Raw genomic sequence first — 25,562 nt, 5'->3', positions numbered from 1 at the left:
GAAAAGACAACCATGGCCGAGACGGCAAGCGACATCGAGGCCCGCAAATCGGCAGCCGAGGCTTGGTTTCAGCAGCTCCGCGACGAGATCTGCGCGCGCTTCGAGCAGCTCGAGACAGATCTTCCCGCCACCGCCCAGCTCGGGGGTGAGGCGCCCGGCCGCTTCGTGCAGACGCCGTGGTCGCGCAAGGACCATACCGGGGCGCCGGGCGGGGGCGGCAAAATGAGCGTGCTGAAGGGCCGCGTGTTCGAGAAGGTGGGCGTCCACACCTCAACCGTATTCGGTGAATTCGCGCCGGAGTTCCGCAAGCAAATTCCGGGCACGGAGGAAAACCCGCAGTTCTGGGCGTCCGGGATCTCGCTGATCGCGCATCCCCAGAACCCGAACGTGCCGGCCGTGCACATGAACACCCGCATGGTGGTGACGAGCAAGTGGTGGTTCGGCGGCGGCGCCGACCTGACGCCCGTGCTCGACCGGCGGCGGAAGGAGGACGACGCCGACAGCCTCGCCTTCCACGCCGCCATGTATGGCGCCTGCGCGGCACACGAGGCCATTGCGGACTATGAAAAGCTGCGCAAGTGGTGTGATGAGTACTTCTACCTGCCGCACCGCAAGGAGCCGCGCGGCATCGGCGGCATCTTCTACGACTACCTCACTCCCGAGGAGGACAAAGGCGGATGGGATGCCGCGTTCGCGTTCACACAGGACGTGGGCCGGGCGTTCCAGCGCGTCTATCCGATGCTCGTGCGCGGCAACTATTCGATGCCTTGGACGGAGGCGGACCGCGAGGAGCAGCTCATCCGGCGCGGCCGTTACGTGGAGTACAATCTGCTCTACGACCGCGGGACGGTGTTCGGTCTCAAGACCGGCGGCAACGTGGACAGCATTCTCTCGTCGCTGCCGCCTGTGGTGAAGTGGCCCTAGAAAGAATGTCTAGGGCGGCCCCTCCTCAGCGGCCCGACGCGACCTCACGCGAGACCTGACGGAATGCTTCCGCGAACTCGATAGCACCCGCGTTCGTGAGGTTCTGGTCCATGCGCTTATCCAGCGCGACCAGAAGCTCGGCGCTGGTCTTGTCGCGGACGATGGTGTTGCGGAAGTAGGCGCCGCGCTCGAAGAAATTAGGCGTGGGCGCATTGCGCGCCGCCGGGCGCATCATCTCGAGGCCGGTGCCGGGGCCGGCGAGGTTCATCAGCTCGATCTCGGCGCCCGTGAGCGCTGCGATGCCCGCTTTCTCCGCCATGTCCTTAAGACCGTGCAGCTTCACAACCTGCAACCAGGGGCCGATGTCGCCGTCGAGGTTGATAGCATGGATGCCCATGCCCTTGCGCGTGCGCGCGAAGGCGACGTGGGCATCCCAGCGATGGGGCACGGAGCGCGCCGACTTCAGCATTGTAGCGAGCTTGTCGTGCTTCTCGGCTAGCGCGCGGCGGCGGGCGGGATCATAGTTGCGGTCGCTCGCCATCGCCTTCAGGCGGGCGAGGAACTTGGGACCGTGCTTCACCAGCTCGTCCGTGGTGTTGGCGACGAGGAGCTGGGCGTAACCGATGGCCGTCGAGATCGGCGTTCCGGTCTTCTTGATGGGATGGATGCCCGAGACCATGTCGGCCGTTCCGAGGCCGCTCGTCTCGAGCGCGTATACGCGCACAACCTGATCGCCCGTCAGCCCGAGCGCGGTCGCCTCACGCGCATAGCGCAGTTTGAACTCCGCCTCGGGAATGCGCTCCGGAGTGAAGGCGTACTCCTCGCGGGCGAAGGCGAGGAACTCGGCGACGCCGGGCTTGGGCTTCGGCGGCTCCTTGTCCTTCTCCTTCTGATCCTGCTCCTGGAACGCGGCCCAGCGCTTGGCGAGCGCCGCAGGCAGCTCCGGGCCGTCGTACTTCGGCGGGAAGGTCTTGACGTAGTCGCGGCTCGTGATCTCCTCGCCGCGGCCCTTCTTGCCGCGCCTCAGAGCGCGCTTGTCCGTCACCTCACGCCAATAGGCATCGCTCTTGAAGTCATGCACGGCCTTGGCCGACAGATAGTCCTCGAACAGCTTGCGGTCTGGGGGAGACAGCGACTTCAGGAAAACTTCCTGGCTGCGCGGCGCAGCGACGGCATCGCCCGGCGCCATGAGGAGCCAAGCTCCCGCGATCGCCAGCAAAGCGGATAGAACGGGGCGCAGACCGCGCGCACACGCAGGACAAAAGGTCGGGGGGCTCATCATCCTCGAAACGCGCATCATCGCGTTGGATTCCTCCGAAAGGGGCGCGCGGCGCGCCGAATTGCTGAAGGCGATACTTGCGGACCTCTGCGTCCGGCCCTTCACGCCAGCACATGAACGAAACGCAGCACGCATCGGAGCGTAGGTCTGGTCCCGTGGCCCGGGATCGCGCTCCGTGGCCCGAGGCCGATAGCTCACTAACAAGATCTAGGGCGAACAGGTTTCCAGTTCGAAAATACTCTGATGGCACCAAAATGGGGCGTTAGCGTGAGAATGCGGCATTTACCTGCACCGCTTCTCACGATACGGCCGGCCGGGAGTTCGAAGCCTTGACCCGAGGGGAGCGTCATGGCCAGCCCCTTGAGGAGACTCATGTTTTGGCTCACGAGCTGCTAGGGTCCAAAGCAATGAATGAGTTGCCGGCCCGACGGCGATCCTGGAATAAACCCCAATGCTTCAATCGACGACCTCCGATTTTCATGTCTTTACGCCCGAAGGTTTCCGGGACCTGACGCAACGGGTGCTGAGCCCGCCTCCGGTGGCCTTTCTCGTGGCGGACGGCACCCTTGGGGAATCGCGGCGCGAACCCAGCGATTTCGACCTCAATCCCGAGCTTCTGCCCGAAGCGGCGGGGCCCGGCGTCGACGCCTTGCAGGCGGCGCGTCCGGCGGCCGTCCTCATTCCGGCGATCGCGCGACCCGAGATCACGCTCCTCTTCACGCAACGCACGGCCCATCTGACGGCGCACGCGGGGCAGATCGCTTTTCCCGGCGGCAAGACCGAGCCCTTCGACGTCGATCCGCTGGCAACGGCGCTGCGCGAGGCGCAGGAGGAGATCGGCCTCGATCCTGCGCTGGTCGAGCCTCTGGGGACTCTCGACCGCTATCTCACGGGGACAGGGTTTCGCATCACGCCCGTGATCGCGCTCGTGAGCGCGGAAGCCAAACTACGGCTCGACGAGAACGAGGTTGCCGATACCTTCGAGGTTCCTCTGCCATTCCTGATGAATCCGGGCAATTATCAGCGTCACACACGCACGATCGGCGGCCGCGAGCGGCATTTCTTCGCCGTTCCGTTCGGCGATCGCTTCATCTGGGGCGCGACTGCCGGTATCCTTCGCAACATGCGCGAGAGGCTCTTTGCACAATGATCCGAACGGTTATCGAGAACCTCCTGCTGTTCCTGCTGCCGACCCTGCTCTACGCGGCCTGGGTGCTGTTCTCGCGCTCCAAGGCCGAGACCGGTGACGAAACGGACGGGTCCCGGTCGTTCTCGGGCATTCTCGATGACGCTCCGCTCCTCTGGCTGTTCGCGAGCGGGGCCTTGCTCGTCATCGTCACGCTCGCGATCTTCGGGACGTCCTCGGGCGGCAAGCCCGGCCAGCACTACCAGCCCTCGATCATGAAGGACGGAAAGATCGTCCCGAGCCATATCGAGTGAGCATACGATGAGCAGCGACACGCGTGATCCCGTGCCCCCGAGCCTCGCGGGTGCTCCGTGGCTTTCGAGCGCAGGCACGCGGGCCGTGCTCGGCGCGCTCGAGCAGGGCGGATACGGCGCGCGCGTCGTGGGCGGAGCGATCCGCAACGCACTGCTCGGGAAGCCCGTGAAGGACGTCGACATCGCCACCACTGCGCTCCCCGACGACGTTATCCGGATCGCGGAAGCGGCCGGGCTCGGCGCCGTGCCGACCGGCTTGGCGCACGGCACTGTCACCGTCATTGCCCACCATCAGCCGATCGAGGTGACGACGCTCCGGCGGGACATCGAGACCTTCGGGCGAAAGGCGCGCGTCACGTTCACCACGGACTGGGCCGAGGACGCGCAGCGGCGCGACTTCACCATCAACGCGCTTTATTGCGACGCGAGCGGCACCGTTCACGATCCGCTTGGCGGATACGAGGACCTGCTCGCACGCCGCGTTCGCTTCATCGGCAATGCCGAGGACCGTATTCGCGAGGATTATCTGCGCATTCTGCGGTTCTTCCGCTTCACGGCCGAATATGCATCGGGCCGGCCCGACGCCGACGGCCTCGCCGCGTCGATCGCGCTCGCGTCCGGTCTCGATCAGCTTTCGGCCGAGCGCATCCGGGCAGAACTGCTTCGGCTGCTCGCGGCACCCCATGCGGTGGAAACTGTTGCCGTGATGGCGGACGCCGGTCTCGTGCAGAAGCTCGTCGGTGCGGAGGGCGACGTGCCGACGTTCGCCAAGCTTTGCGCTATCGAGGCCGGTCTTTCCCGCGACAACGATCCCGTGCTCGGGCTCGCGGCTCTCGCGCATCCGAGGCCGGGGCGAGTGCTTGCAGACTTAGCCGCAAGGCTTCGCCTCTCGAACGCGGAGGCGGACCGGCTCTCGCGGCTCGCTCTCCCTGAACCTGCCTTTCACCCAGACACGGCGGAGCGCGAGGCACGCGCCTATCTCTACCGGTTCGGTGTCGAGGCTTTTCGCGACGGCGTTCTTCTCGCGTGGGCACGGAGCGGAGCAGCCGCGGACGACTCCGGGTGGCGCGGACGCTTCGTGCTGCCGAACCGATGGCGGGTTCCCACGCTTCCGGTTCGCGGCGCGGACCTGCTGAAGGTGGGACTCTCCGAAGGTCCGGCCATCGGGCGCGTCGTGCGCGCGTTCGAAGACTGGTGGATCTCGGAAGATTTTCCGAAAGACGAGCTTCTGCTTGCGCGTGCGCTTTCCGACCTTGTCAAAGCGAATAGAACGTAGGCCGCAGGCCGCGGACTACTTCGCGCGCGGGCCCTGAAGGCGCAGCATGGCCTGCTCGATCTTGCGCCAGGTCACAGCCTGCTCCGCCGCACCCTGCTCCTCGAAGGTGCGGGCTTTCTGCGCGGCGTCGGCAATGGCCTTCGGGCCCTGCACTTCCATCAGCTTGCGCGCGTGCTCCTCGATCTCGATTGCGAGCATGGTGACCTCCCTTTGCTCGTTTCAGATCTCACTGACTTTGGCATGTGGGGCTCCTGCCCGCGATCGCAAGAGGGCCCAAGAACGTCAAAAGGCCGGAGCGGCGAACCGCTCCGGCCTTCATTCGCATCGCAGCGAGGCGTGAACTTCCTTAAATTAGAAGTCCATACCGCCCATGCCACCCATTCCGCCGCCGCCCATCGGCATGGCGGGCGCGTCCTTCTTGGGCTTGTCGGCAACCATCGCCTCGGTGGTGATCAGGAGGCCAGCGACAGAGGCCGCGTCCTGAAGCGCGCAACGGACGACCTTGGCGGGGTCGATGACGCCAGCCGACACGAGGTCGACGTACTCACCCGACTGAGCGTTGAAGCCGAAGTTGTACTTCGAGTTCTCGAGGATCTTGCCAACGACGACCGAGCCGTCCTCGCCCGCGTTCTGGAAGATCTGACGGGCCGGAGCCTGAAGAGCGCGGCGCACGATGTTGACGCCGACCTTCTGATCCTCGTCCTCGACCTTGAGCGCGTCGATGGCCTTGATCGAACGGAGCAGGGCCACGCCGCCGCCCGGAACGATGCCTTCCTCGACAGCCGCGCGGGTGGCGTGGAGCGCGTCGTCGACGCGGTCCTTCTTCTCCTTGACCTCGACCTCAGTGGCGCCGCCGACCTTGATGACGGCCACGCCGCCAGCGAGCTTGGCAAGGCGCTCCTGCAGCTTCTCGCGATCATAGTCAGACGAGGTCTCCTCGATCTGAGCCTTGATCTGCTTCACGCGGGCCTCGATGTCGGCCTTCTTGCCCGAGCCGTCGACAATGGTGGTGTTTTCCTTGTCGATCGACACGCGCTTGGCGCGGCCGAGCATGTCGAGCGTCACGGTCTCAAGCTTGATGCCGAGGTCCTCGGAGATCACGGTGCCGCCGGTGAGGATCGCGATGTCCTCGAGCATGGCCTTGCGGCGATCGCCGAAGCCCGGAGCCTTGACGGCCGCGACCTTGAGGCCGCCGCGCAGCTTGTTGACGACGAGCGTGGCAAGCGCCTCGCCCTCGACGTCCTCAGCGATGATGAGGAGCGGCTTGCCGGTCTGAACCACAGCCTCAAGCACGGGCAGCATGGCCTGGAGGCCCGAGAGCTTCTTCTCGTGGATGAGGATGTACGGGCTGTCGAGCTCCGCGATCATCTTGTCGGCGTTGGTGATGAAGTAGGGCGAGAGGTAGCCGCGATCGAACTGCATACCCTCGACGACGTCGAGCTCGGTCTCGAGGCTCTTCGACTCTTCGACGGTGATGACACCCTCGTTGCCGACCTTCTTCATGGCCTCGGCGATCTTGGCGCCGATCTCGGTGTCGCCGTTGGCGGAGATGGTGCCGACCTGGGCGATCTCGTCGTTGGAGGTGACCTTCTTCGCCTTGGCCTTGAGCTCGTCGACGACGGCCTGGACAGCGAGGTCGATGCCGCGCTTCAGGTCCATCGGGTTGGCGCCGGCTGCAACCGACTTGGCGCCTTCCTTGACGATCGCCTGAGCGAGAACGGTGGCGGTGGTGGTGCCGTCGCCAGCGAGATCAGCGGTCTTGGACGCGACCTCGCGCAGCATCTGCGCACCCATGTTCTCGAACTTGTCCTCGAGCTCGATCTCCTTGGCGACCGTCACGCCGTCCTTGGTGATGCGGGGGGCGCCGAAGCTCTTCTCGATCACGACGTTGCGGCCCTTGGGGCCGAGCGTCACCTTCACCGCGTTGGCGAGGATGTCGACACCGCGCAGCATGCGCTCGCGAGCGTCCTGCGAAAACTTTACGTCTTTAGCTGCCATCTTTGGCACTCCGTTAGAAATTTGGGGGGATTTCGATTAAGCAGCCTTCTTGGCCGACGACTTGCCTTCGAGAATGCCGAGGATGTCGCTCTCCTTCATGATGAGGAGATCCTCGCCGTCGATCTTGACCTCGGTGCCGGACCACTTGCCGAACAGAACGCGGTCACCGGGCTTCACCTCGAGGGCAACGATCTTGCCCTGGTCATCGCGGGCGCCAGGGCCGACAGCGACGACTTCGCCCTGCTGGGGCTTTTCCTTGGCCGTGTCGGGAATGATGATGCCGCCAGCGGTCTTGGTGTCCTCTTCGACGCGCTTCACGACAACGCGGTCATGCAAGGGACGGAACTTCATGGGTAAACCCTCATGATACGAAATTGTTGATATTGTGCAGAAATTCCGCGGACGGTCGGGTGTCGCCGCCTGGAAGGTTGCACGCGCCAGCGTCCTGTCAGGGAGGATCGCCCGTTGCGCAGCGCCTATATGAGGACGGGTACTAGCAGTGTCAAGCGGTGAGTGCTAAACGTTCTTTCGAGAGCCCTACCGGCGGTCCCCGCTTCGGCGTTTCCGGCCTGCTTGAGCCGGCAATGCGCGAGCCCTGGGTGGGGTGGATCAGATCCGAAATGGGCGCGGCCGAAGTATGGCCATCTCGCCTTGTCGGCGGAGTAAAAAATACCCGCGCTTTTTATGCTCCAACCCGTCCTTTATTTCGGAGTCCTTGTATCCGCAGCCAGCCCTGCCAAGGGGGTGGCCAATCCGAGAGCAACTCGACGGCTCCGCAATGTTCCTTATGCGTCCAATCGCCGCGAGGAGCCGCATTAAAAGCGACGCGCCGCCGACCTTCGAATGAGGTTACGGCGGCGCACGTTAAATCTCTTCTACGACCAAGAAAAATCAGACAGCGAAATCGGTGATTTTCGCACCCTTGCTCAGCTTTGCCACCAGCCAATTCGGCTTGCGGCCACGGCCGGTCCAGGTCTCGGAGCGGTTGTCGGGGTTCATGTACTTAACGGCGACGGCCTTGCCGCGGCCGCGCGCACCGAACAGCTCACCAACAGAAAAGCCCGCATTTTCAGCCAAAGACGCAATCTTGTGCTTCAGCTCGGAGCGCTCTCGATCCTTTGCCGCGTTCAGCGCCTTCTGCGCGCGCGCAATGTGATCCGTCAGCTCCTTCACCGACATCTTATCGTAGTTGATGCTTGCCATTAGTTACTCCGTTGATGCGTCGTCCAGGCCGCACAAAGGCTGTTCGATAGGCGCTTTATAGAGCGACAAATTCCGCTACGCATGCGAAATCTGCAAAATGGATAAAAAGCTGTCCTTGATGAAAGGGACGCCCACAAACTTTCGCAACTTGCGCGGGTGAGAAATACGTTGCGACCAAGCAGAGTGTTCTGCCGCATCGCAGTGCCGTTCAGTAAAAGATTTCCGGCGGTTTCGTCAAGGCGAAGAAGAATAGCAAACCGCTCTATTCGCTTCGCAGCGCATCAATCGGATTAAGATGGGCGGCACGCCGCGCCGGAAACAATCCGAAACATATTCCGGTTGCCGCCGCCGCGGCCATGGCGCCGCCGAGCACCGCCGGGGAGACGAGAACCGGCCAATCCGCCACGAAAGCGATGATGGTGGAGGCGGAAACGCCAATGGCCACGCCGATCAGCCCTCCCAACAGGCAAAGGGAAACGGCTTCGACCAGAAACTGGAGCAGGATATCCCGCCGGCGGCCTCCGACCGCCATTCTGAGGCCGATCTCGCGCGTGCGCTCCGTCACCGACACCAGCATGATATTCATGATGCCGATACCACCGACGATGAGCGAAATGACGGAGGTGGCGGCCAGCAGGTAGCTCATCGTGGTGAGCACCTCCGTTCTCGCCTTCATGGTTTCGGAGAGATTGCGGACAGAAAAGGTATTCTCGGCGCCACGCGTTGTTTTGCGGCGCTGCCGCAGCAGGTTTTCGATATCCTCCTGCGCGACGGCCAGATCGCTATCGGTGTCGATTTTCACATAGATCTGCCCGACCCTGTCGTTTTGAATCTGGCTCTTTCCGGAAATGCGGGCGCGGGCCGTCGAAATGGGAATGAGGACGATATCGTCCTGGTCGCGACCCATGGCCGATTGACCTTTGGACGTGAGAACGCCGACCACCTCGAAGGGAACGTTCTTGATGCGAACGGCCGCCCCGACCGGGTTCTCGCCGGCGAAGATCTCCTGGGCAACCGTCTTGCCGATGATCGCCACCTTGGCTCCGCTCCTGACGTCGTTCGCCTCGAGCTCGCGGCCGCTTTCCACCGGCCAGTCGCGAATGAAGCCATACTCCGCATGAACGCCGCTGATCGTCGTGGTCCAGTTGGTGTTGCCGCGCACGATAGGGGCGGTTTCGGTGATCTGGCCCGAGACGGCCACGACGCCCGGCACCTTGTCGCGGATGGCCGTCACGTCTCCCTCCGAGAGCGGGATATCGGTGCCGGCGCCCTGGGAGCGCCCGAGCACGCGGCTCGATCCCGGAAAAACCACCAGCATGTTGGTGCCGAGAGCCTTGATCTGGCGGTCCACCTCGCTGGATGCACCGGTGCCGACGGCCACCAGGATGATGACGGACGCCACGCCTATGACGATGCCGAGCGTGGTGAGCACGGAGCGCAGAAGATTGACGCGCAGCGCGTTGACGGCGATCAGCACCGAGTCCCACATGTTCATTGCGGCTGGCCTCCGGCTGGCGGAGGTGCGGCTGCGGTGATCGGCGTCTGCCGAACGTCGTCGATGATGCGGCCATCGCGAAACGTAATGCGCCGCCCGGCCCAGAGCGCGATCTCCGGCTCATGGGTGACAAGAACGACGGTGATGCCTTCTCGGTTCAGCGCCGTGAAGACCTGCATGATCTCTTCCGACGTCTTGGTGTCGAGGGCGCCGGTCGGCTCGTCGGCAAGCAGGATCTTCGGATTGTTTACGATGGCGCGCGCGATGGCGACGCGCTGCTGCTGGCCGCCTGAAAGCTGGCGTGGCGTGTGGTCCATGCGGCTTGCCAGCCCCACCTGCTCCAGCCGGCGGCGCGCCATCTCCTCCATGTTCTCGGGACGGGGGTGCGCGTAGAGAAGCGGCAGCATGACCTGTTTCAGTGCGCTGGTGCGCGGCAGCAAATTGAACTGCTGGAAAACGAAGCCGATCGAGCGGTTCCTGAGATCGGCAAGCTCGTCGGCGGAGAGGCTGCCGATGTCGCGTCCGTCGATCACGAGGTTTCCAGAGGTCGGCACGTCGAGCGCGCCGATGAGGTTCATCATGGTCGACTTGCCGGAGCCGGAGGGCCCCATGATCGCCACGAAATCTCCAGCCGCGATATCGAGCGACACCTTGTCGAGGGCAACGAGGTCCTGCTCTCCCACCCGATAGATCTTGCTCAGGTCGCGGGCCGAGATGAGGGGCGTTGCGGACGAAGCCCCCTCGCGCCCCGGGACCGATGACGGAGATCTTTCGATCACGGTCATGACTTCACGTCCCGGCCACGCAAGATGACGGGCTCGCCTTCCTTGAGATCGCCGCCCAGAACCTCGATGAACTGGTCGTCGGCAATGCCGGTGCGGATGTTGCGCCGCTCGGGCACTCCAGTCTTTCCGAGCACCCATACCGTTGCGAAGCGGGCAGTCTCGCGGCCGTCCTTCCAGCGCTGGAACTTGATGCGCTGATCCTCAGTCATCGTGGGGCCGAGCGCCTGCTCGATGCGCGCGGTCGCCTTCTGGCGGAACACGATCGGATCGCCGGGGCCGGACATGAGACCGCCGCCCTGGGCGCTGTCGCGCGTCTCCTGGCCGAGCTTGGCGAGTGCGTCCTTGACGGCCGTCTGCTGCTCGTCGGTCAGGCCGACCTCGGTGTTGAGGCGCTCCAGCATGCGGCCGGTGCGGTCTCCGCCGCCCGAACCGCGATTGGCGCCGCGGCCCTGCGTATCGGCACGGGGGATCTTGGGCTTGAAACGAAGCGCATCGTTCGAGACGCGCAGCACGCCATCGCGGGTGGCGGAAATGATCATAACGTTGGCCGTCATGCCGGGAAACAGCTTGCGGCCATCGTTGGCGGCTTCGATGATCACGGTATAGGTGACGACGCTGCTGATTTCGGTGGCGGCTAGGCGCACCTGGGTGACGCGGCCTTCGAACTGCCGATCGGGATAGGCGTCGACGGTGAACGTCGCTGCATTGCCTTCCGCGACGGCACCTACGTCGGCCTCGTTCACCTGGGCCTCGATGCGGATGCGGGAGAGATCCTGGGCGATCTTGAACAGCTCGGGCGCCTGCAGGCTCGCGGCAACCGTCTGGCCGGGATCGACGGTGCGGGAGATCACCGTGCCGTCGATGGGCGAGCGAATCTCCGCACGCTCGAGATCGATGGACGCCTGATCGAGGGCGGCCTTGCGCTGCTGGATGGTTGCGCGTGCGCTCGCGACCTGCGCCTCGGCCACGGCGATGTCCGCCTTCGCGACGTCGCGGTCACGCAACGCCGTCTCGTAGGTCAGCTGGGGCGACAGGCGCTTCTCGGCCAAGGCCTCCTGGCGCGCGACGTTCGTTTCCGCAGCCTGCAACACGGCCTTGGATTTCTGCATCGCCGCTTCCTGGTTCGCAAGCGCGGCCTCTGCGGCGGCGAGGTCTGCCTTGGCCTGCTCGACCTTCGCCGCGAACGTCTTGGAATCGAGCGTTGCCAGGATGTCGCCCGGCTTAACCTCGCTATTGAAATCGACCCGGACGTCGTCGACCTGCCCGGAGAGCTGCGAGCCGACGCTCACGGTCACGAGGGCGCGCACGGGACCGGAGGTGGAGACGATCTTGCGGATCTGTCCCTTGGAGGCAGGCACCGTATCGTAGACGATATTGCCGGCGGTGCGCGTGTTGAGGCCCAGCATCCATACAACGGCAAGACCGAGCGCGGCCACGGGGACCGCAAGGGTGAACAGGGAGCTGAAAGGTCTTTTCATCGCTTTGGCCGGTCCGACTGATATATGTGCCACTAGTCCTAGTGGAAGACGGACTGGGACGAAACTTCCGTCGCGCCCGCGGGGCTTTCTGCCGCTTTGCAGCCGCCGGGCCCAAAATCGCCACAACAATGAACCGCAGGTGAATGCGCCATTCAGAACCGGTTCAGCGGACGGGGGCTAACGTGCCCTTACCCTGAGATCCTATCTTCCCCGGCGTGATCCACGGGGGTGCACCGTTCAGGGTCGGTGCACCCCTATCTTTTTGGGCCCAACAGGGGCCTTCCGGTCCGCCGACCGTATTCTCCATGACAAAGCTTGAATGGAACCTCCTGAGCCGGTAGGCATTGGGCGAACTGAACGCCGCCAAAGGCTGGTCCGCTCCTTCTTCCCTGAATGGCGTGCCGGCCCCACGTCCTTACTTAATGTCGTGCTCCTTTTCGGACGCGCCCTAGACGGAGTATCCCGCCGTGACTTTCAAGCTCCCCGAACTTCCCTACGCGTATGATGCCCTGGCCCCCTATATGTCGGCCGAGACGCTGCAGTTCCATCACGACAAGCATCATCAGGCCTACGTGGACAACGGCAACAAGCTGATCGTCGGGTCGGGCCTTGAGGGCAAGTCGATCGAGGAGATCTGCAAGGCCGCTTATGACGGCAAGAACCAGCCGCTCGTGAACAACATTGGCCAGCACTACAATCACATCCACTTCTGGAAGTGGATGAAGAAGGGCGGCGGCGGCAACAAGCTTCCGGGCTCGATCCAGAAGCTGGTGGACGGCTACGGCGGCTTCGACAAGGTGCGCGCCGACTTCATCAACGCCGGCGTGACGCAGTTCGGCTCGGGCTGGGCCTGGCTCGCCATCAAGGATGGCAAGCTCGAAGTGACCAAGACGCCCAACGGCGAGAACCCGCTGATGCACGGCGCGCAGCCGATCCTCGGCGTCGACGTGTGGGAGCACAGCTATTACATCGACTATCGCAACGCGCGCCCGAAGTATCTCGAGGCCTGGTTCGACAATCTCGTCAACTGGGAGCACGTGGAAGAGCTGGCCGGCTAACGCGCAGGGCCGCTTCCTTCGTTCTGAAGCGCGGGACCCGAAAGGGCCCGCGCTTTTTCTTTGTCCGCTCAGCGGCGATGCCAGCCAGCAAGCGCGGAGACGAGGCTCTCACCTTGCGGAACCCGGATTTCGATCCCGAAGCGGCGATCCGGCAGCGCCACGGGCGCCGGCACGCCGTGATGATCGCGCAGGAGCGCCGAGATCCTCACCACGAGCTCATAAGGGCCGGCCGCGCGCGGCGTGACGAGCCACGCCCAGCGCCCAAAGGTCGCCGGATCACGAACGGACTGCGCGTATCTCGTACTGACGAATTGGGTGCGCTCGGACTGACGCTCGATCTCGAACGCGTCCGCATTGCCGTAGAGGCTGACTGACAAGGTCTCAACGCTCTGGCGGTCCTCGCCAGCGATGCCGCCGTGCCCGACCTCCGCCTGCATGAGGCCCGCGAGAATGTCTCGCCCCAGCGTCAGCTCGACCGTCGTGGGCACGCCCAGCCACATGGCCTCGGGGATATGGTAAACGAGCAGGCCGTTGTCGACCGCCTTCGCCAGATCCTCGGCCGTGACGACCGGAGCGGTGGGGCGATCCTGCGGCGCACGCGCGACAGGACGCTGCGGGGGAGCCGGATCGCGGACGCGCGGAGGCTCCAGCGCGAAATCTCGCCGCGGCACGACGGAGGCAAGATCCGCCTCGACCTCCGGCAGATCGAACAGAGGCCGGGCGCGCCGGGCCATGGCGGGCTCGACGATGGGCTTTGCGGCATAGCGATCGGAAGAGCCGCCGGCGGCGGTACGATCCGGCGCCTTCGGGAGAGGCGGCGGACGGGCGGAGGTACGCGGCTGCTCGGGCGCGTGCTGCGCGGGGGCGGCGGAGCGCCTTATCTGCTCGCGCTCGGCCATGTCGCGCAGAGACGAGGCCGCCGTGCTCAGCCGCGCGACAAGGCGCGCGATGCCATCGACATCGCGCGGGGCCAGCATATTGAGCTTGCGGAACATGAGCGGCAGCCGCGACGTCTCCAGATCGTCCGCGCGGACGGGGATCAGGAGATTGAGAGGCAGCGTCTCACGCGCAATTTCCGCCAGGCCGTTGCTCTGGGCGGAGGTTTCCGTCCAGACGACGATCACGGCCTCGAACTGCCTGAGACGCGAGGCGCGCTCCGGGCGCAGCGTGTCAGGCTCGCCATCGAACGAGACGAAGTGACCGCGCCCCATGAGCGCGGCTCCCAGGTCTCTGGCGACGCTTCCGTCTTTTGGCACATGACAGATGAGGATGCGTGCCATGTCTGTTTCCTCGAGCCTCGCAGCTTAAACGGCGTCTCGACGCCCTTGCTACGCAACCCACTCTCCTCGTTCGCGCAGCCTCTCTCTCAGCGGCTGCGGCCCGTAATCGACTTCACGATGATGTTCTTGATCGTGGTGGCGATGGTCCGCGATATCGAGCGCTGAAGATCCCGCCCGATCATCTCGCCCATGCCCTGACGCGGACGGCCCTTTCCGGTGCCGCCCGATCCGCTCGCGCCGCCGCCACCGAAGATGATGTCACCCCATCCTCCGCCGCTGCCGGCGCCGGCTTCCTCGGCCGTCTTGTCGGCGCGCTTGGTGAGGATCTCGTGCGCGCTCTCGCGATCGATCGCCTCCTCGTACTTGCCGTAGACTGGGCTGTACTCGACGACGCTCAGCCGCTCGTCGGCGGAGACGGGGCCGACGCGGCCTTCGGGCGGACGGATCAGCGTGCGCTGGACGATGGAGGGCTCACCCTTGTTTTCGAGAGTCGAGACCAGCGCCTCGCCGACCTTAAGCTCAAGGATCACGCGCTCGGTGTCGAGGGCGGGGTTCTTGCGGAACGTTTCGGCGGCTGCCCTCACCGCCTTCTGCTCCTGGGGCGTGAACGCGCGCAGTGCGTGCTGGACGCGGTTGCCGAGCTGGGCCGAAACCGAGTTCGGCACGTCGAGCGGGTTCTGGGTGATGAAATAGACGCCGACGCCCTTGGAACGAATGAGTCGCGCAATCTGCTCGATACGTTCGAGCAATGCCTTCGGCGCCTCGTTGAACAGCAGATGCGCCTCGTCGAAGAAGAAGACGAGCTTGGGCTTCGGCAGGTCGCCCGCCTCGGGCAGCGTCTGCCACAGCTTGGTCAGCATCCAGAGCAGGAACGTGGTGTAGAGGCGCGGCTTCTCCATCAGCTTGTCGGCCGCGAGAATGCTCACGACGCCGCGACCGTCGGGCGCGACGCGCATGAAATCCTTGATGTCGAGCGAGGGCTCGCCGAAGAACTGGTCGGCGCCCTGCTCCTCCAGCACCAGCAGGCGGCGCTGGATGGCGCCGACGGAGGTCGTCGCCACGTTGCCGTATTTCTGAACCAGCTCCTTCGAGCGCTCGGCGACATTCGAGATGATGGCGCGGAGATCCTTGAGGTCGAGGATCGGGATCTTCTCGTCGGCGGCCACGCGGAAGGCGATGTTGAGCACGCCTTCCTGCACCTCGTTGAGCTCCAGCATGCGCGACAGCAGGAGCGGACCCATGTCCAGCACGGTGGCGCGGATCGGATGGCCTTCCTTGCCGAACACGTCCCAGAAGATGGTGGGGTAGGCGCGCTGCTTCCAGTCGCCGTCGAGGCCCACCTCGGCTGCGCGCTTGACCAGGAAGTCCTTGGGCTCGCCGACGGCGGCCAAGCCCGAGAGGTCGCCTTTGATGTCGGCCGCAAAAACGGGAACGCCGGCGGCGGAAAACCCTTCCGCCAGAACCTGCAACGTTACCGTTTTACCGGTGCCGGTGGCGCCCGTGATGAGGCCGTGGCGGTTTGCGAAGCGCAACTCGAGGTATTCGGGCTTCGTGCTCTTGCCGATAAAGATCTTTCCGTCCGCAAGCACCGACTGGCTCATCCCGCTCTCCGAATTGACATCCGCGACCGGCGCAAACCCAACTTCAGCCAGAACGCCGGTCGGCCGACTCGGGTCCCTCTGCACCTTTGGCCCTCTTTGCATGGCTCTGGTCTCATTGCAAATTCAGTTGCATGAGCCTCCTCGTCAAGCTGGGGAAATTCCGTTGGCGCGGTTGCTCCGGGCACCGCAAGATCGCTAATTCAGGCGCGCCGAACCGTCGCGGTTTCGTCACAAAAACCGCTTTCTGCGTGCGCGCGCGAACGCTTTTCCCTATAGAAATCACGCAAGGAAGAGACCCCACCGCGGTGCTTCAGAAAAAACCCGCCCGATCAACGGAGGACCGAAATCCACATGACGGCCGCTAACCCTGCCCAGGGCGTTTCTGCAACACCCCTTGCGTCAGATTTCGAAGCAGCAACCCGCGAGCAGTGGCTGGCCCTCGTCGATAAGGCGATCAAGGGCGCCGATTTCGAGAAGAAGCTCGTAACGCGCACCGCCGACGGGATCAGGGTGGAGCCCATCTACGTGCGCAGCAACGGCGTTCCCGAGCTGCAGGCGGCGATCCCCGGCCAGGCGCCTTTCACACGCGGCGCGGCCTCCACCGTTCGCGGCCTCGGCTGGGAGATCCGCCAGCGGATCAGTGCGCTGGATCCCGCACGCGCCAACACGCAGATCCTCACCGAGCTCGAAGGCGGCAGCAACGGCATCCTGGTCGACGTCGAAGCCCCCGGGCAGACGGGCTGCCGCGTCAAGAGCGCGGCCGACATGACGACTCTCCTCTCGGGGATGCGCCTCGATCTCGCGCCGGTGGAGCTCAACGCCGGACTCGGGGCTCCCGATGCCGCCCGCCATCTGCTCGCATCGCTCTCCGGCCTCGGCATCCCTGCGCAATCGGCGCAGGTGCTTTTCGGTCTCGATCCGATTGGCTCGCTCGCCCGCTGGGGCGCGCTGCCCGTTTCCCTGGAGCAGGCGCTCGCCGATGCGATCGCGCTCGCGCGCGAAGCTGCCGCAAAGGCGCCGCTGTCGCGCACCGTGCGCGTGGACGCCACGATCTACCATGAAGCCGGGGCGACCGAGGCTTACGAACTCGCCGCGCTCGGCGCGACGCTCATCGCCTATCTCCGGGCGTTCGAGGCTGCCGGCGTTTCGCCGTCCGAGGCGCTCAAGCAAATCTCGTTCGCCGTCTCCGCCGATACCGACCTCTTCGCCACCGTCGCGAAGCTGCGCGCCGCGCGCCGCCTCATCTGGCGCATCGCGGACGCCTCGGGCGCAGGCGACGCGGCTGCCAACCTGCACATCGCGGCGCGCGCCTCGTTCCGCGTGATGGCGCAGCGCGATCCGTGGACCAACATGCTGCGCTCGACGCTCTGCTGCGCGGGCGCGGTGCTTGGCGGCGCGGACGCAATCACGGTTCTGCCGTTCACCGCCGCGCTCGGCGAAGCAGACGATTTCGCGCGGCGCTGCGCCCGCAATATCCAGATCGTGCTGCAGGAAGAGTCGTGGCTCGGCCGCGTGCTCGATCCGATGGGCGGCTCCTGGTACATCGAATCCCTCACGGACGAGGTGGCCAAGACGGCGTGGGGCCTGCTGCAGGAGATCGAGAGCAAGGGCGGTATCCTCGCCGCGCTCGAGCAGGGCTTTGTGCAGGACAAGATCGCGGCCGATGCCTCGGCGCGTGCCAAGGCAATCGCGACGGGCCGCTCCGATCTCACGGGCGTCTCGGCGTTCCCGCTGCTGGGCGACGACGGCGTGACCGTTGCGCCGCGCGAGGCGGCTTCGCCCGTCACGTGGAAGCAGGCCGTGCGCCCCCTCGCACCGCACCGCCTGGCTGAGCCGTTCGAGGCGCTGCGCGATGCCGCCGATGCCTACACCAAGCGCTCCGGCAAGACGCCGGTCGTGTTCCTGGCGAGCCTCGGCCAGGTGATCGACCACACGGCGCGCTCGACGTGGATCAAGAACTACCTGGCCGCGGGCGGTATCTCCGTTCTGACGACCGATGGCTATGCCTCGGCCGAGGAAGCCGCCAAGGCCTTCGCCGCCTCCGGCGCAACGACTGCCTGCATCTGCTCCTCCGACGCCCTCTACGCCGAGCACGCGGAGGCGACCGCCAAGGCGCTCAAGACCGCCGGGGCAAAGCTCGTGCTGATGGCCGGGCGGCCGGGCGACAAGGAAGCAGCGCTCAAGGCTGCGGGCGTCGACCAGTTCCTGTTCTCTGGCGCGGACGCCGTGCAGACCCTCACCGGCCTTCAGCAGAAGCTCGGCGTCACGTCATGAGCAGTCTCGAGGCAACGACGGCGCGGACATCCGGCGGCCGAGCGAAAGAAGGCGCGCTTCAGCGTCTCGCCGCGGCGGCCGTGGCCTCGCTCGCGGCTGGCGCGACCGGCCTCCTGCTCGTGTTCGGGCAGGGACTGTTCGAGCTTCCCGGGCTGATCCCCGCCGGGCTCGCCTATGCGCTCTTGCCCGGGATCCCGGCCCTGCTCGCAGGGCGCCACCTGCTCGGCGGGCGCCGCGGCCCAACCGGCTACGTTGTCCTCGGGGCGCTCGCCGCTGTCCTGTGGTTTGTGCCCTTCATGGGCGTTTTCGCGCCCTCCGACCTCGCTCTCGTCGCGGCGGCAATTGCCAGCATGAGCGTTTACCACGCGCTTTCGGGCGCGGCCGGCGGACTGGCGTTCTGGCTATTGGCCGGACGCGGCGCTCCTCTCGGCGAAACCCGAGGTTCAATCCTGCCGCCGACTTGATTAGACTTGTCGTCGCCCATTGCCCTACTGAGCCCAGCAAGAGATGGCTAAAGGTATGATCACCATTCCGGATTTCACCAAGATCGCGCTCGAAGGCACCCGCACGGCGGCTGGCCCGGCTGAAGCCGCCGGCGAAGGCGAGGTGTTCACGACGCCGGAAGGCATTCCGGTCAAGCAGGTCTATACCGAGGGCGACACGGCCGGACTCGACTTCCTCGACACCTGGCCGGGCATCGCGCCGTTCGTGCGCGGCCCCTACCCCACCATGTACGTCACCCAGCCGTGGACCATTCGCCAGTACGCGGGCTTCTCGACGGCCGAGGATTCGAACGCGTTCTACCGGCGCAACATCGCGGCCGGACAGAAGGGCCTGTCGGTCGCCTTCGATCTCGCGACGCACCGCGGCTACGATTCCGACCATCCCCGCGTGCGCGGCGACGTTGGCATGGCGGGCGTCGCCATCGACAGCATCTACGACATGCGCACGCTGTTCGACGGCATCCCGCTCTCGGAGATGACCGTCTCCATGACCATGAACGGCGCCGTGCTGCCGGTGCTGGCGCTTTTCATCGTGGCGGGCGAGGAGCAGGGCGTGCCCGCCTCTAAGCTCGCGGGCACCATCCAGAACGACATCCTCAAAGAGTTCATGGTGCGCAACACCTACATCTATCCGCCCGAGCCTTCGATGCGGATCGTGTCGGACATCTTCGCCTACACCTCGGCCAATATGCCGAAGTTCAACTCGATCTCGATCTCCGGCTATCACATGCAGGAAGCGGGCGCGACGGCGGACCTCGAGCTCGGCTACACCATCGCGGACGGCATCGAGTATGCGCGCGCGGGCGTTGCAGGCGGCCTCGACATCGACAAGTTCGCGCCGCGCCTTTCGTTCTTCTGGGCGATCGGCATGAACTACTTCATGGAGATCGCCAAGATGCGGGCCGCGCGTCTGCTCTGGGCGGAACTGATCAAGAAGGAGTTCGCGCCCAAGGATCAGCGCTCGCTTTCGCTCAGAACGCACTGCCAGACCTCTGGCTGGAGCCTGACCGCGCAGGACATCTTCAACAACGCGACGCGCACCTGCATCGAGGCCATGGCGGCGACGCAAGGCCACACGCAGTCGCTGCACACCAATGGCATCGACGAGGCGATCGCGCTGCCGACTGACTTCTCGGCGCGCATTGCCCGCAACACGCAGCTTCTCATCCAGCAGGAGAGCGGCACCACGCGGCCGATCGATCCGTGGGGCGGCAGCCACTTCATCGAGCGGCTCACCTACGAGCTGGCGCTCAAGGCCAAGAAGCACATCGACGAGGTGGAGAAGCTCGGCGGCATGGCGAAGGCCATCGCGGCGGGTATTCCCAAGATCCGCATCGAGGAAGCGGCCGCCCGCACGCAGGCGCGCATCGACAGTGGCAAGCAGACGATCGTCGGCGTCAACAAGCTGCTGACGACGGAAGACCTCAAGATCAACCTGCTCAAGGTCGACAACAACTCCGTGCGCGAGCAGCAGATCGCCAAGCTCAAGCGGCTGCGCGGCGAGCGCAACGAAGCCGAGGCGCAGGCGGCGCTGCAGGCGCTGACCAACGGCGCGGCAGGCAACGCGAACCTGCTCGACCTCTGCGTGAAGGCGGCGCGCGCCAAGGCGAGCGTCGGCGAGATGTCGGAAGCGATGGAGAAGGTGTTCACCCGGCATCGCGCAGAGGTTCGCGCCATCTCGGGCGTTTACAGATCGGAGGCGGGAGCCATGAACGACGATGTCGGCTCGGTGATCCAGATGGCGGCGGCATTCGAGAAGCTCGACGGGCGGCGCCCGCGCATTCTCATCGCCAAGATGGGCCAGGACGGCCACGACCGCGGCCAGAAGGTGATCGCCTCGGCGTTCGCCGATCTCGGCTTCGACGTCGATATCGGGCCGCTGTTCGCAACGCCCGACGAAGCCGCGCGCCAGGCCGTCGAGAACGACGTGCACGTGATCGGCGTCTCGACCATGACGGCGGGCCATCTGACGCTCGTGCCTGAGCTCAAGCGCGCCCTCGCCAAGGATGGACGCGAGGACATCATGGTGGTGGTGGGCGGCGTGATCCCGCCGCACGACTACGAAGAGCTTTATGCGGCGGGCGCGGAAGCCATCTTCGGCCCGGGCACCAACATCCCGAAGGCCGCCGCCGACCTCATCAACAAGCTCAACGAGAAGTACGGGTACACGAAGGCCGCGGCGGAGTAATCACCCTGCAGACCAGTCGCTGCCGCATAGTCCGGCAGCGGCGTCCTCATGATCGGCCGGCTGCGTTTTCGGCCTTTGGTGCAGGTGGCAATAAGGGTGGGGGCAACCTACGTCTAGGCTTTCGGGAGAGAAACGCCAAAACGGGGATACCCTTTACATGAAAGCCATCAAAGTCGGGCGGCCGCAGAACCTCGACCACCTGAAACTCGCCGAGATCGAGGACCCGGGGCAGCCGGGCGCGGGGCAGATCCGCGTCAGGCTCCACGCGAGCTCTCTCAATTATCACGACTACGCGGTCGCGGCCGGCGCCATTCCCGTGCCCGACGGGCGCATTCCGATGTCTGACGGCGCGGGCGTCGTCGAAGCTATCGGCGAAGGCGTGACCGAGTTCGCGGTCGGCGATCACGTCATCTCCGGCTTCTTTCCTCTCTGGCTGGACGGCACCGACCCGCACGGCAACTTTTCCTACGTTCCGGGTGACGGCATCGACGGCTATGCCCGCGAGGCCGTGGTGACGCCCTACCAGTGGTTCACGCACGCTCCCAAGGGCTGGAGCCACGCGGAGGCTGCCACGTTGCCGTGCGCGGGCCTGACGGCTTGGCGCGCGCTCGTGGTGGAAGGCGGCATCAAGGCCGGTGACAGCGTGCTGCTGCTCGGCACGGGCGGCGTCGCGATCATTGCGTTGCAGATGGCGAAGGCCATGGGCGCGACGGTGGCCATCACCTCCTCGTCGGATGCGAAGCTCGAGCGCGCGCGGTCACTCGGGGCGGATTTCACCGTCAACTACAAGTCCGATCCCGAGTGGGGCCGCACGGTGCGCAACTGGACCGGAAAGCGCGGCGTGGACCATGTGCTCGAGATCGGCGGGCCGGGCACGCTCGCGCAGTCGATCGTGGCGAGCCGCATCGGCGGACACATCTCGATGATCGGCATCCTGACCGGCGTGAAGGGCGAAGTGCCGACGCTCGCGCTGATGGCCAAGCAGATCAAGCTGCAGGGCATCATCGTGGGCAGCCGCCAGCATCAGCTCGACATGGTGCGCGGCCTCGATGCGACCGGCATCCGGCCGGTGATCGACAAGACGTTTCCGCTCGCGGGCCTCGCGGATGCCTTCCGTTACGAGGAGACGCAGCAGCACTTCGGCAAGATCTGCGTCGAGATCTAGCGGCCTGCCAAACGAGGACTACGGCGCTGTTGGCGTCTCAAGGTCAGAAATGAAAAACGCCGCGAAGCCCAAGCTTCGCGGCGTTTTGTTTGTGTGGCGGAGGAGCGTTCTACTCCTCCTTCTTCCTCGGCACGCTCGGGACAGCGCCGCCGGACGAACGGGAGGCCTTCTCCTTCTTGTCCTTCGGACCGGGAAGCGCCTTGCGGGGCGGCGTAGCCTCGACAAGGGCCGCTTCGGTCGGCTCGTCATCATCCTCGTCCTCGTCGTCCTTCGGACGCGGCTTCTTCGAGGGATCGGCTGGCACGACCTCGAGCGTGAGCTTGCTCTCCTCGCCCTTGCCTTGCACCAGCACCTTCACGGTGCCGCCATTCTCGAGCTTGCCGAACAGAAGCTCATCCGCCAGCGGCTTCTTGATGTGCTCCTGGATGACGCGGGCCAGCGGCCGGGCGCCGAACTTCTCGTCGTAGCCCTTCTCGCCGATCCACTTCTGGGCGCCTTCCGACAGCTCGATGGTGACGCCGCGATCCGCGAGTTGCGCCTCGAGCTGGAAGATGAACTTCTCGACCACCTTGGCGATGACCGACGGCGGGAGGCCGGCGAAGGGGATCACCGCATCGAGACGGTTGCGGAACTCGGGCGTGAACAGACGGTTCACGGCCTCTGTGTCCTCGCCCTCCCGCTTCTCGCGGTTGAAGCCCATCGGCGGGCGCGCCATGTCGCTCGCACCGGCGTTCGTCGTCATGATCAGGATGACGTTGCGGAAGTCCACCTGCTTGCCGTTGTGGTCGGTGAGCTTTCCGTGGTCCATCACCTGCAGCAGGATGTTGAACAGATCCGGATGCGCCTTCTCGATCTCGTCCAGCAGCAGCACGCTGTGCGGATGCTGGTCGATGCCGTCGGTCAGGAGACCGCCCTGATCGAAGCCAACGTAGCCGGGAGGCGCGCCGATGAGCCGCGAGACCGTGTGCTTCTCCATGTACTCCGACATGTCGAAGCGCAGCAACTCGACGCCCATGAGGGCGGCCAACTGCTTGGCGACCTCGGTCTTGCCAACGCCCGTGGGACCCGAGAACAGGTAGCAGCCGATGGGCTTCTCCGGCTCGCGAAGGCCCGCGCGTGCGAGCTTGATCGCGGCGGAGAGCGCCTCGATGGCGTTGTTCTGGCCGAACACGAGACGCTTCAGATCCTTCTCCAGGTTGGAGAGAACCTCGGCGTCCGACTTCGTCACGGTCTTGGGCGGGATGCGCGCCATGGTCGCGACGGTGGCTTCGACCTCCTTCACGGTGATCTTCTTCTTGCGCTTGGCTTCCGGCACCAGCATCTGCGAGGCACCCGTCTCGTCGATCACGTCGATCGCCTTGTCGGGCAGCTTGCGGTCGTGGATGTACTTCGCCGACAGCTCCACGGCGGCCTTGATGGCCTCGCCCGTGTAGCGGAGCTTGTGGAACTCCTCGAAGTAGGGCTTGAGGCCCTTCAGGATGGCGATCGAATCCTCGATCGTGGGCTCCTTCACGTCGATCTTCTGGAAGCGGCGGACGAGCGCGCGATCCTTCTCGAAGTGCTGGCGGTACTCCTTGTAGGTCGTCGAGCCGATGCAGCGCACCGTGCCCGACTGAAGCGCGGGCTTCAGCAGGTTCGAGGCATCCATCGCACCGCCCGACGTCGCGCCCGCACCGATGACGGTGTGGATCTCGTCGATGAACAGGATGGCGCCCGGATAGTTCTCGATCTCCTTCATCACCGCCTTCAGGCGCTCCTCGAAGTCGCCGCGATAGCGCGTGCCGGCGAGAAGGGCGCCCATGTCGAGGGCGAAGATGGTGGCGTGCTTCAGGACTTCCGGAACCTCGCCGCGCAGGATTTTGCGCGCAAGGCCCTCGGCGATGGCGGTCTTGCCGACGCCAGGATCGCCGACGAACAGCGGGTTGTTCTTCTGGCGGCGGCACAGCACCTGGATGGTGCGAAGCACCTCCTGCTCGCGTCCGATCAGAGGATCGATGCGGCCTTCCCGCGCCTTCTTGTTGAGATTGACGCAGTAGGTGTTGAGCGCATCCTGGCCGGGCTTCTTCTCCTCGCCCGCCTCGCTCGCCTGCTCGTCGTCCACGCCGCGCACTCCTCTCGGCTCCGTCATGCCAGCACGCTTGGCGATGCCGTGACTGATGTACTGAACTGCATCGAAGCGCGTCATCTCCTGCTCCTGCAGGAAGAACGCGGCATGACTTTCGCGTTCGGCAAAGATGGCGACGAGCACGTTGGCGCCCGTGACCTCCTCGCGTCCGGAAGATTGCACATGAACGACGGCGCGGTGGATCACGCGCTGGAAGCCGGTGGTCGGCTGCGCTTCGGCGGTGCCCTTGTGCACGAGGTTGCCAAGCTCGGTGTCGAGGTATTCGCTCACGCGGGCGCGGAGCTGGTCGAGGTCCACGTTGCACGCACGCATGACGGCCGCGGCGTCGCGGTCATCGATGAGGGCGGCGAGCAGATGCTCGAGCGTCGCGAATTCGTGGTTGCGCTCGTTGGCGAACTCGAGTGCGCGGTGCAGAGAGGATTCAAGGCTCTTCGAGAAGGATGGCACGTTCGACCTACTCTTTCTCCATGGTGCATTGTAGAGGATGGCCATGCTGGCGTGAGAAGTCCATAACCTGCGTCACCTTCGTCTCGGCGACCTCATAGGTGTAGACCCCACAAATGCCGACGCCCTTGTGATGCACGTGCAGCATGATGCGAGTCGCTTCCTCGCGCCCCTTGCTGAAATACTTCTCCAGCACGAGCACGACGAATTCCATCGGCGTGTAGTCGTCGTTGAGGATCAGAACTTTGTAGAGAGAGGGCTTCTTGGTCTTGGGCCGTGTCTTGGTGACGAGGCCCGTTTTGCCTTCCTCGCCTCCCCGATCGTTCCCGGCGCCGTTCTTGCCCGCCATTCTCAGTCCTAGTGTCATCATACCCGTCGTTTGATCGGTTCCGTGCCCCCGTGGGGGCGTCCCATGTTCGTCTCACTACATGTTACGCAGCTAGCTTGCGCCAGCAATGCCCTTCGCAACCTCCCGAGGGCGAGATGCAAGGTCCATGAAGCTGATCAAACCAATCGGGCGAAATGAAAGTAGGGTGCCTCGGCAAATAAAAAAGGCCCAGGGCTGAGCGCCTGGGCCTCTCATTTCGTCGCTGCGGAGCCGGAAACCGACGTCCATGAGCCGCCTTACCTGCCGTTCTGGAAGGCCTTCTCGACGGGCTTGTACGCGTCCTTGGCAATATTGGTGTACAGGCTGCCAATCTTAGTCATCTGATGGATGTAGTCGTCATAGGCGCGCTTGGCGAAGCTCGCCTGAATCTCGAAGGCCTGCTCGACGGACTTGGCCGCGGCGAGCTTCTCGAAGGTGGCCGTGCCATCCTCGAACGCGCGCTTGGAGTAGTCGGTGATCTCGGCGGCAATTGCCTGCCAGCCCTTGTTCCAATCGCCGAAAAACTTGAGGGCAGTGTCGACGTTGACCTGGCCGAACTTCTGGAAGTCCTGGAAATTGTTCGTCATTAGGATGCCTACTGCTGCTAATCGGTTGAAGAAGCCGCGATATTCGGCGGACGACGTCCTATTACGTTAGGCGCACCGCACCATTCTTTCAA

At 64.8% G+C, this 25,562-nt stretch carries 22 protein-coding genes; 9 read left to right on the top strand and 13 right to left on the bottom strand.

Annotated features, from left to right (window positions below; genetic code table 11):
• Window positions 1–12: 12 nt before the first annotated feature.
• Window positions 13–924, top strand: coding sequence for an oxygen-dependent coproporphyrinogen oxidase (gene hemF / locus F812_RS0107255; RefSeq protein ID WP_020085300.1), 912 nt, complete (start codon window positions 13–15; stop codon window positions 922–924).
• A gap of 25 nt (window positions 925–949) precedes the next feature.
• Here the strand turns inward: hemF and F812_RS22990 are convergent, their stop codons facing one another.
• Window positions 950–2,113: a hypothetical protein gene (locus F812_RS22990; RefSeq protein ID WP_020085299.1), complete on the bottom strand. Its 1,164-nt coding sequence runs from the start codon at window positions 2,111–2,113 to the stop codon at window positions 950–952.
• Window positions 2,114–2,654: 541 nt separating this feature from the next.
• Between F812_RS22990 and F812_RS22985 the strand changes: the two genes are divergently transcribed.
• From F812_RS22985 to F812_RS0107235, 3 genes are read left to right on the top strand one after another with little or no spacing between them, the layout of a single operon-like run.
• Window positions 2,655–3,353 (top strand): CoA pyrophosphatase, encoded by a 699-nt coding sequence (locus F812_RS22985; RefSeq protein ID WP_020085298.1) that lies wholly within the window; start codon window positions 2,655–2,657, stop codon window positions 3,351–3,353.
• The gene (locus F812_RS22980) at window positions 3,350–3,643 is read left to right on the top strand and encodes a DUF6111 family protein (protein ID WP_020085297.1); all 294 of its coding nucleotides are present in this window, start codon (window positions 3,350–3,352) and stop codon (window positions 3,641–3,643) included. Before F812_RS22985 ends, F812_RS22980 begins: the two co-directional genes overlap by 4 nt.
• A 7-nt stretch (window positions 3,644–3,650) precedes the next feature.
• Complete coding sequence (locus tag F812_RS0107235) at window positions 3,651–4,919, top strand: CCA tRNA nucleotidyltransferase (RefSeq protein ID WP_020085296.1); 1,269 nt, start codon at window positions 3,651–3,653, stop codon at window positions 4,917–4,919.
• A 15-nt stretch (window positions 4,920–4,934) separates the two neighbouring features.
• Here F812_RS0107235 and F812_RS0107230 read toward each other — a convergent pair whose 3' ends face one another.
• The 7 genes from F812_RS0107230 to F812_RS0107195 form a co-directional block, all read right to left on the bottom strand.
• Entirely contained in the window at window positions 4,935–5,117 is a 183-nt protein-coding gene (locus F812_RS0107230) for a hypothetical protein (protein WP_020085295.1), read from the bottom strand.
• A 153-nt stretch (window positions 5,118–5,270) separates the two neighbouring features.
• On the bottom strand, window positions 5,271–6,917 hold the full coding sequence (gene groL, locus F812_RS0107225) for a chaperonin GroEL (RefSeq protein WP_020085294.1): 1,647 nt from the start codon (window positions 6,915–6,917) through the stop codon (window positions 5,271–5,273).
• A 36-nt stretch (window positions 6,918–6,953) separates the two neighbouring features.
• Window positions 6,954–7,268 (bottom strand): co-chaperone GroES, encoded by a 315-nt coding sequence (gene groES / locus F812_RS0107220; protein ID WP_020085293.1) that lies wholly within the window; start codon window positions 7,266–7,268, stop codon window positions 6,954–6,956.
• A 540-nt stretch (window positions 7,269–7,808) separates the two neighbouring features.
• The gene (locus F812_RS0107210) at window positions 7,809–8,120 is read right to left on the bottom strand and encodes an H-NS histone family protein (protein WP_020085292.1); all 312 of its coding nucleotides are present in this window, start codon (window positions 8,118–8,120) and stop codon (window positions 7,809–7,811) included.
• A 262-nt stretch (window positions 8,121–8,382) separates the two neighbouring features.
• The gene (locus tag F812_RS0107205; protein WP_020085291.1) at window positions 8,383–9,615 is read right to left on the bottom strand and encodes an ABC transporter permease; all 1,233 of its coding nucleotides are present in this window, start codon (window positions 9,613–9,615) and stop codon (window positions 8,383–8,385) included.
• The gene (locus F812_RS0107200) at window positions 9,612–10,400 is read right to left on the bottom strand and encodes an ABC transporter ATP-binding protein (RefSeq protein WP_020085290.1); all 789 of its coding nucleotides are present in this window, start codon (window positions 10,398–10,400) and stop codon (window positions 9,612–9,614) included. The genes F812_RS0107205 and F812_RS0107200 overlap by 4 nt, the downstream gene beginning before the upstream one ends.
• On the bottom strand, window positions 10,397–11,878 hold the full coding sequence (locus tag F812_RS0107195; protein ID WP_020085289.1) for an efflux RND transporter periplasmic adaptor subunit: 1,482 nt from the start codon (window positions 11,876–11,878) through the stop codon (window positions 10,397–10,399). Before F812_RS0107195 ends, F812_RS0107200 begins: the two co-directional genes overlap by 4 nt.
• Window positions 11,879–12,345: 467 nt before the next feature.
• On the opposite strand from F812_RS0107195, the gene F812_RS0107190 reads away from it, so the two are divergent.
• Window positions 12,346–12,936, top strand: a complete 591-nt coding sequence (locus F812_RS0107190) for a superoxide dismutase (protein ID WP_026867925.1) — start codon at window positions 12,346–12,348, stop codon at window positions 12,934–12,936.
• A gap of 68 nt (window positions 12,937–13,004) precedes the next feature.
• On the opposite strand, the gene F812_RS0107185 is transcribed toward F812_RS0107190, so the two are convergent.
• Both F812_RS0107185 and F812_RS0107180 read right to left on the bottom strand, forming a co-directional pair.
• Window positions 13,005–14,216 carry a hypothetical protein gene (locus F812_RS0107185; protein WP_026867924.1) on the bottom strand — a complete coding sequence of 404 codons (1,212 nt, stop codon included), beginning with the start codon at window positions 14,214–14,216 and terminating at the stop codon, window positions 13,005–13,007.
• An 86-nt stretch (window positions 14,217–14,302) separates the two neighbouring features.
• Complete coding sequence (locus F812_RS0107180; protein WP_020085287.1) at window positions 14,303–15,817, bottom strand: helicase HerA-like domain-containing protein; 1,515 nt, start codon at window positions 15,815–15,817, stop codon at window positions 14,303–14,305.
• A 351-nt stretch (window positions 15,818–16,168) separates the two neighbouring features.
• On the opposite strand from F812_RS0107180, the gene F812_RS0107175 reads away from it, so the two are divergent.
• The 4 genes from F812_RS0107175 (at window position 16,169) to F812_RS0107160 (ending at window position 21,947) form a co-directional block, all read left to right on the top strand.
• Window positions 16,169–18,091 carry a methylmalonyl-CoA mutase family protein gene (locus tag F812_RS0107175; RefSeq protein WP_020085286.1) on the top strand — a complete coding sequence of 641 codons (1,923 nt, stop codon included), beginning with the start codon at window positions 16,169–16,171 and terminating at the stop codon, window positions 18,089–18,091.
• Window positions 18,088–18,555 (top strand): hypothetical protein, encoded by a 468-nt coding sequence (locus F812_RS0107170; RefSeq protein ID WP_020085285.1) that lies wholly within the window; start codon window positions 18,088–18,090, stop codon window positions 18,553–18,555. The genes F812_RS0107175 and F812_RS0107170 overlap by 4 nt, the downstream gene beginning before the upstream one ends.
• Before the next feature lie 55 nt (window positions 18,556–18,610).
• Window positions 18,611–20,782 carry a methylmalonyl-CoA mutase gene (scpA, locus tag F812_RS0107165; protein WP_020085284.1) on the top strand — a complete coding sequence of 724 codons (2,172 nt, stop codon included), beginning with the start codon at window positions 18,611–18,613 and terminating at the stop codon, window positions 20,780–20,782.
• Window positions 20,783–20,939: 157 nt separating this feature from the next.
• Window positions 20,940–21,947, top strand: a complete 1,008-nt coding sequence (locus F812_RS0107160) for a zinc-dependent alcohol dehydrogenase family protein (RefSeq protein WP_020085283.1) — start codon at window positions 20,940–20,942, stop codon at window positions 21,945–21,947.
• 109 nt (window positions 21,948–22,056) lie between these two features.
• On the opposite strand, the gene clpA is transcribed toward F812_RS0107160, so the two are convergent.
• The 3 genes from clpA to F812_RS0107145 all read right to left on the bottom strand — a co-directional run bounded on the left by clpA (window position 22,057) and on the right by F812_RS0107145 (window position 25,470).
• Window positions 22,057–24,519: an ATP-dependent Clp protease ATP-binding subunit ClpA gene (gene clpA, locus F812_RS0107155; protein ID WP_020085282.1), complete on the bottom strand. Its 2,463-nt coding sequence runs from the start codon at window positions 24,517–24,519 to the stop codon at window positions 22,057–22,059.
• A 7-nt stretch (window positions 24,520–24,526) separates the two neighbouring features.
• Window positions 24,527–24,865, bottom strand: a complete 339-nt coding sequence (clpS, locus tag F812_RS0107150) for an ATP-dependent Clp protease adapter ClpS (RefSeq protein ID WP_020085281.1) — start codon at window positions 24,863–24,865, stop codon at window positions 24,527–24,529.
• Window positions 24,866–25,140: 275 nt separating this feature from the next.
• Window positions 25,141–25,470 carry a phasin family protein gene (locus tag F812_RS0107145; protein WP_020085280.1) on the bottom strand — a complete coding sequence of 110 codons (330 nt, stop codon included), beginning with the start codon at window positions 25,468–25,470 and terminating at the stop codon, window positions 25,141–25,143.
• Window positions 25,471–25,562: the final 92 nt, after the last annotated feature.

The sequence above is a fragment of the Hyphomicrobium zavarzinii ATCC 27496 genome (assembly GCF_000383415.1).
GTDB classification, from domain to species: Bacteria; Pseudomonadota; Alphaproteobacteria; order Rhizobiales; family Hyphomicrobiaceae; genus Hyphomicrobium_C; species Hyphomicrobium_C zavarzinii.
Note: the sequence above shows the minus strand (reverse complement) of the source record. Positions and strands in the feature narration are given on the sequence as shown.

What these genes read in the sequence shown, in the direction of transcription:
- hemF (WP_020085300.1), top strand. Translation starts at nt 13, where the DNA reads ATGGCCGAGACGGCAAGCGACATCGAGGCCCGCAAATCGGCAGCCGAG.
- F812_RS22990 (WP_020085299.1), bottom strand. Translation starts at nt 2,113, where the DNA reads ATGGCGCCGGGCGATGCCGTCGCTGCGCCGCGCAGCCAGGAAGTTTTC.
- F812_RS22985 (WP_020085298.1), top strand. Translation starts at nt 2,655, where the DNA reads ATGCTTCAATCGACGACCTCCGATTTTCATGTCTTTACGCCCGAAGGT.
- F812_RS22980 (WP_020085297.1), top strand. Translation starts at nt 3,350, where the DNA reads ATGATCCGAACGGTTATCGAGAACCTCCTGCTGTTCCTGCTGCCGACC.
- F812_RS0107235 (WP_020085296.1), top strand. Translation starts at nt 3,651, where the DNA reads ATGAGCAGCGACACGCGTGATCCCGTGCCCCCGAGCCTCGCGGGTGCT.
- F812_RS0107230 (WP_020085295.1), bottom strand. Translation starts at nt 5,117, where the DNA reads ATGCTCGCAATCGAGATCGAGGAGCACGCGCGCAAGCTGATGGAAGTG.
- groL (WP_020085294.1), bottom strand. Translation starts at nt 6,917, where the DNA reads ATGGCAGCTAAAGACGTAAAGTTTTCGCAGGACGCTCGCGAGCGCATG.
- groES (WP_020085293.1), bottom strand. Translation starts at nt 7,268, where the DNA reads ATGAAGTTCCGTCCCTTGCATGACCGCGTTGTCGTGAAGCGCGTCGAA.
- F812_RS0107210 (WP_020085292.1), bottom strand. Translation starts at nt 8,120, where the DNA reads ATGGCAAGCATCAACTACGATAAGATGTCGGTGAAGGAGCTGACGGAT.
- F812_RS0107205 (WP_020085291.1), bottom strand. Translation starts at nt 9,615, where the DNA reads ATGAACATGTGGGACTCGGTGCTGATCGCCGTCAACGCGCTGCGCGTC.
- F812_RS0107200 (WP_020085290.1), bottom strand. Translation starts at nt 10,400, where the DNA reads ATGACCGTGATCGAAAGATCTCCGTCATCGGTCCCGGGGCGCGAGGGG.
- F812_RS0107195 (WP_020085289.1), bottom strand. Translation starts at nt 11,878, where the DNA reads ATGAAAAGACCTTTCAGCTCCCTGTTCACCCTTGCGGTCCCCGTGGCC.
- F812_RS0107185 (WP_026867924.1), bottom strand. Translation starts at nt 14,216, where the DNA reads ATGGCACGCATCCTCATCTGTCATGTGCCAAAAGACGGAAGCGTCGCC.
- F812_RS0107180 (WP_020085287.1), bottom strand. Translation starts at nt 15,817, where the DNA reads ATGAGCCAGTCGGTGCTTGCGGACGGAAAGATCTTTATCGGCAAGAGC.
- F812_RS0107175 (WP_020085286.1), top strand. Translation starts at nt 16,169, where the DNA reads ATGACGGCCGCTAACCCTGCCCAGGGCGTTTCTGCAACACCCCTTGCG.
- F812_RS0107170 (WP_020085285.1), top strand. Translation starts at nt 18,088, where the DNA reads ATGAGCAGTCTCGAGGCAACGACGGCGCGGACATCCGGCGGCCGAGCG.
- scpA (WP_020085284.1), top strand. Translation starts at nt 18,611, where the DNA reads ATGATCACCATTCCGGATTTCACCAAGATCGCGCTCGAAGGCACCCGC.
- F812_RS0107160 (WP_020085283.1), top strand. Translation starts at nt 20,940, where the DNA reads ATGAAAGCCATCAAAGTCGGGCGGCCGCAGAACCTCGACCACCTGAAA.
- clpS (WP_020085281.1), bottom strand. Translation starts at nt 24,865, where the DNA reads ATGGCGGGCAAGAACGGCGCCGGGAACGATCGGGGAGGCGAGGAAGGC.
- F812_RS0107145 (WP_020085280.1), bottom strand. Translation starts at nt 25,470, where the DNA reads ATGACGAACAATTTCCAGGACTTCCAGAAGTTCGGCCAGGTCAACGTC.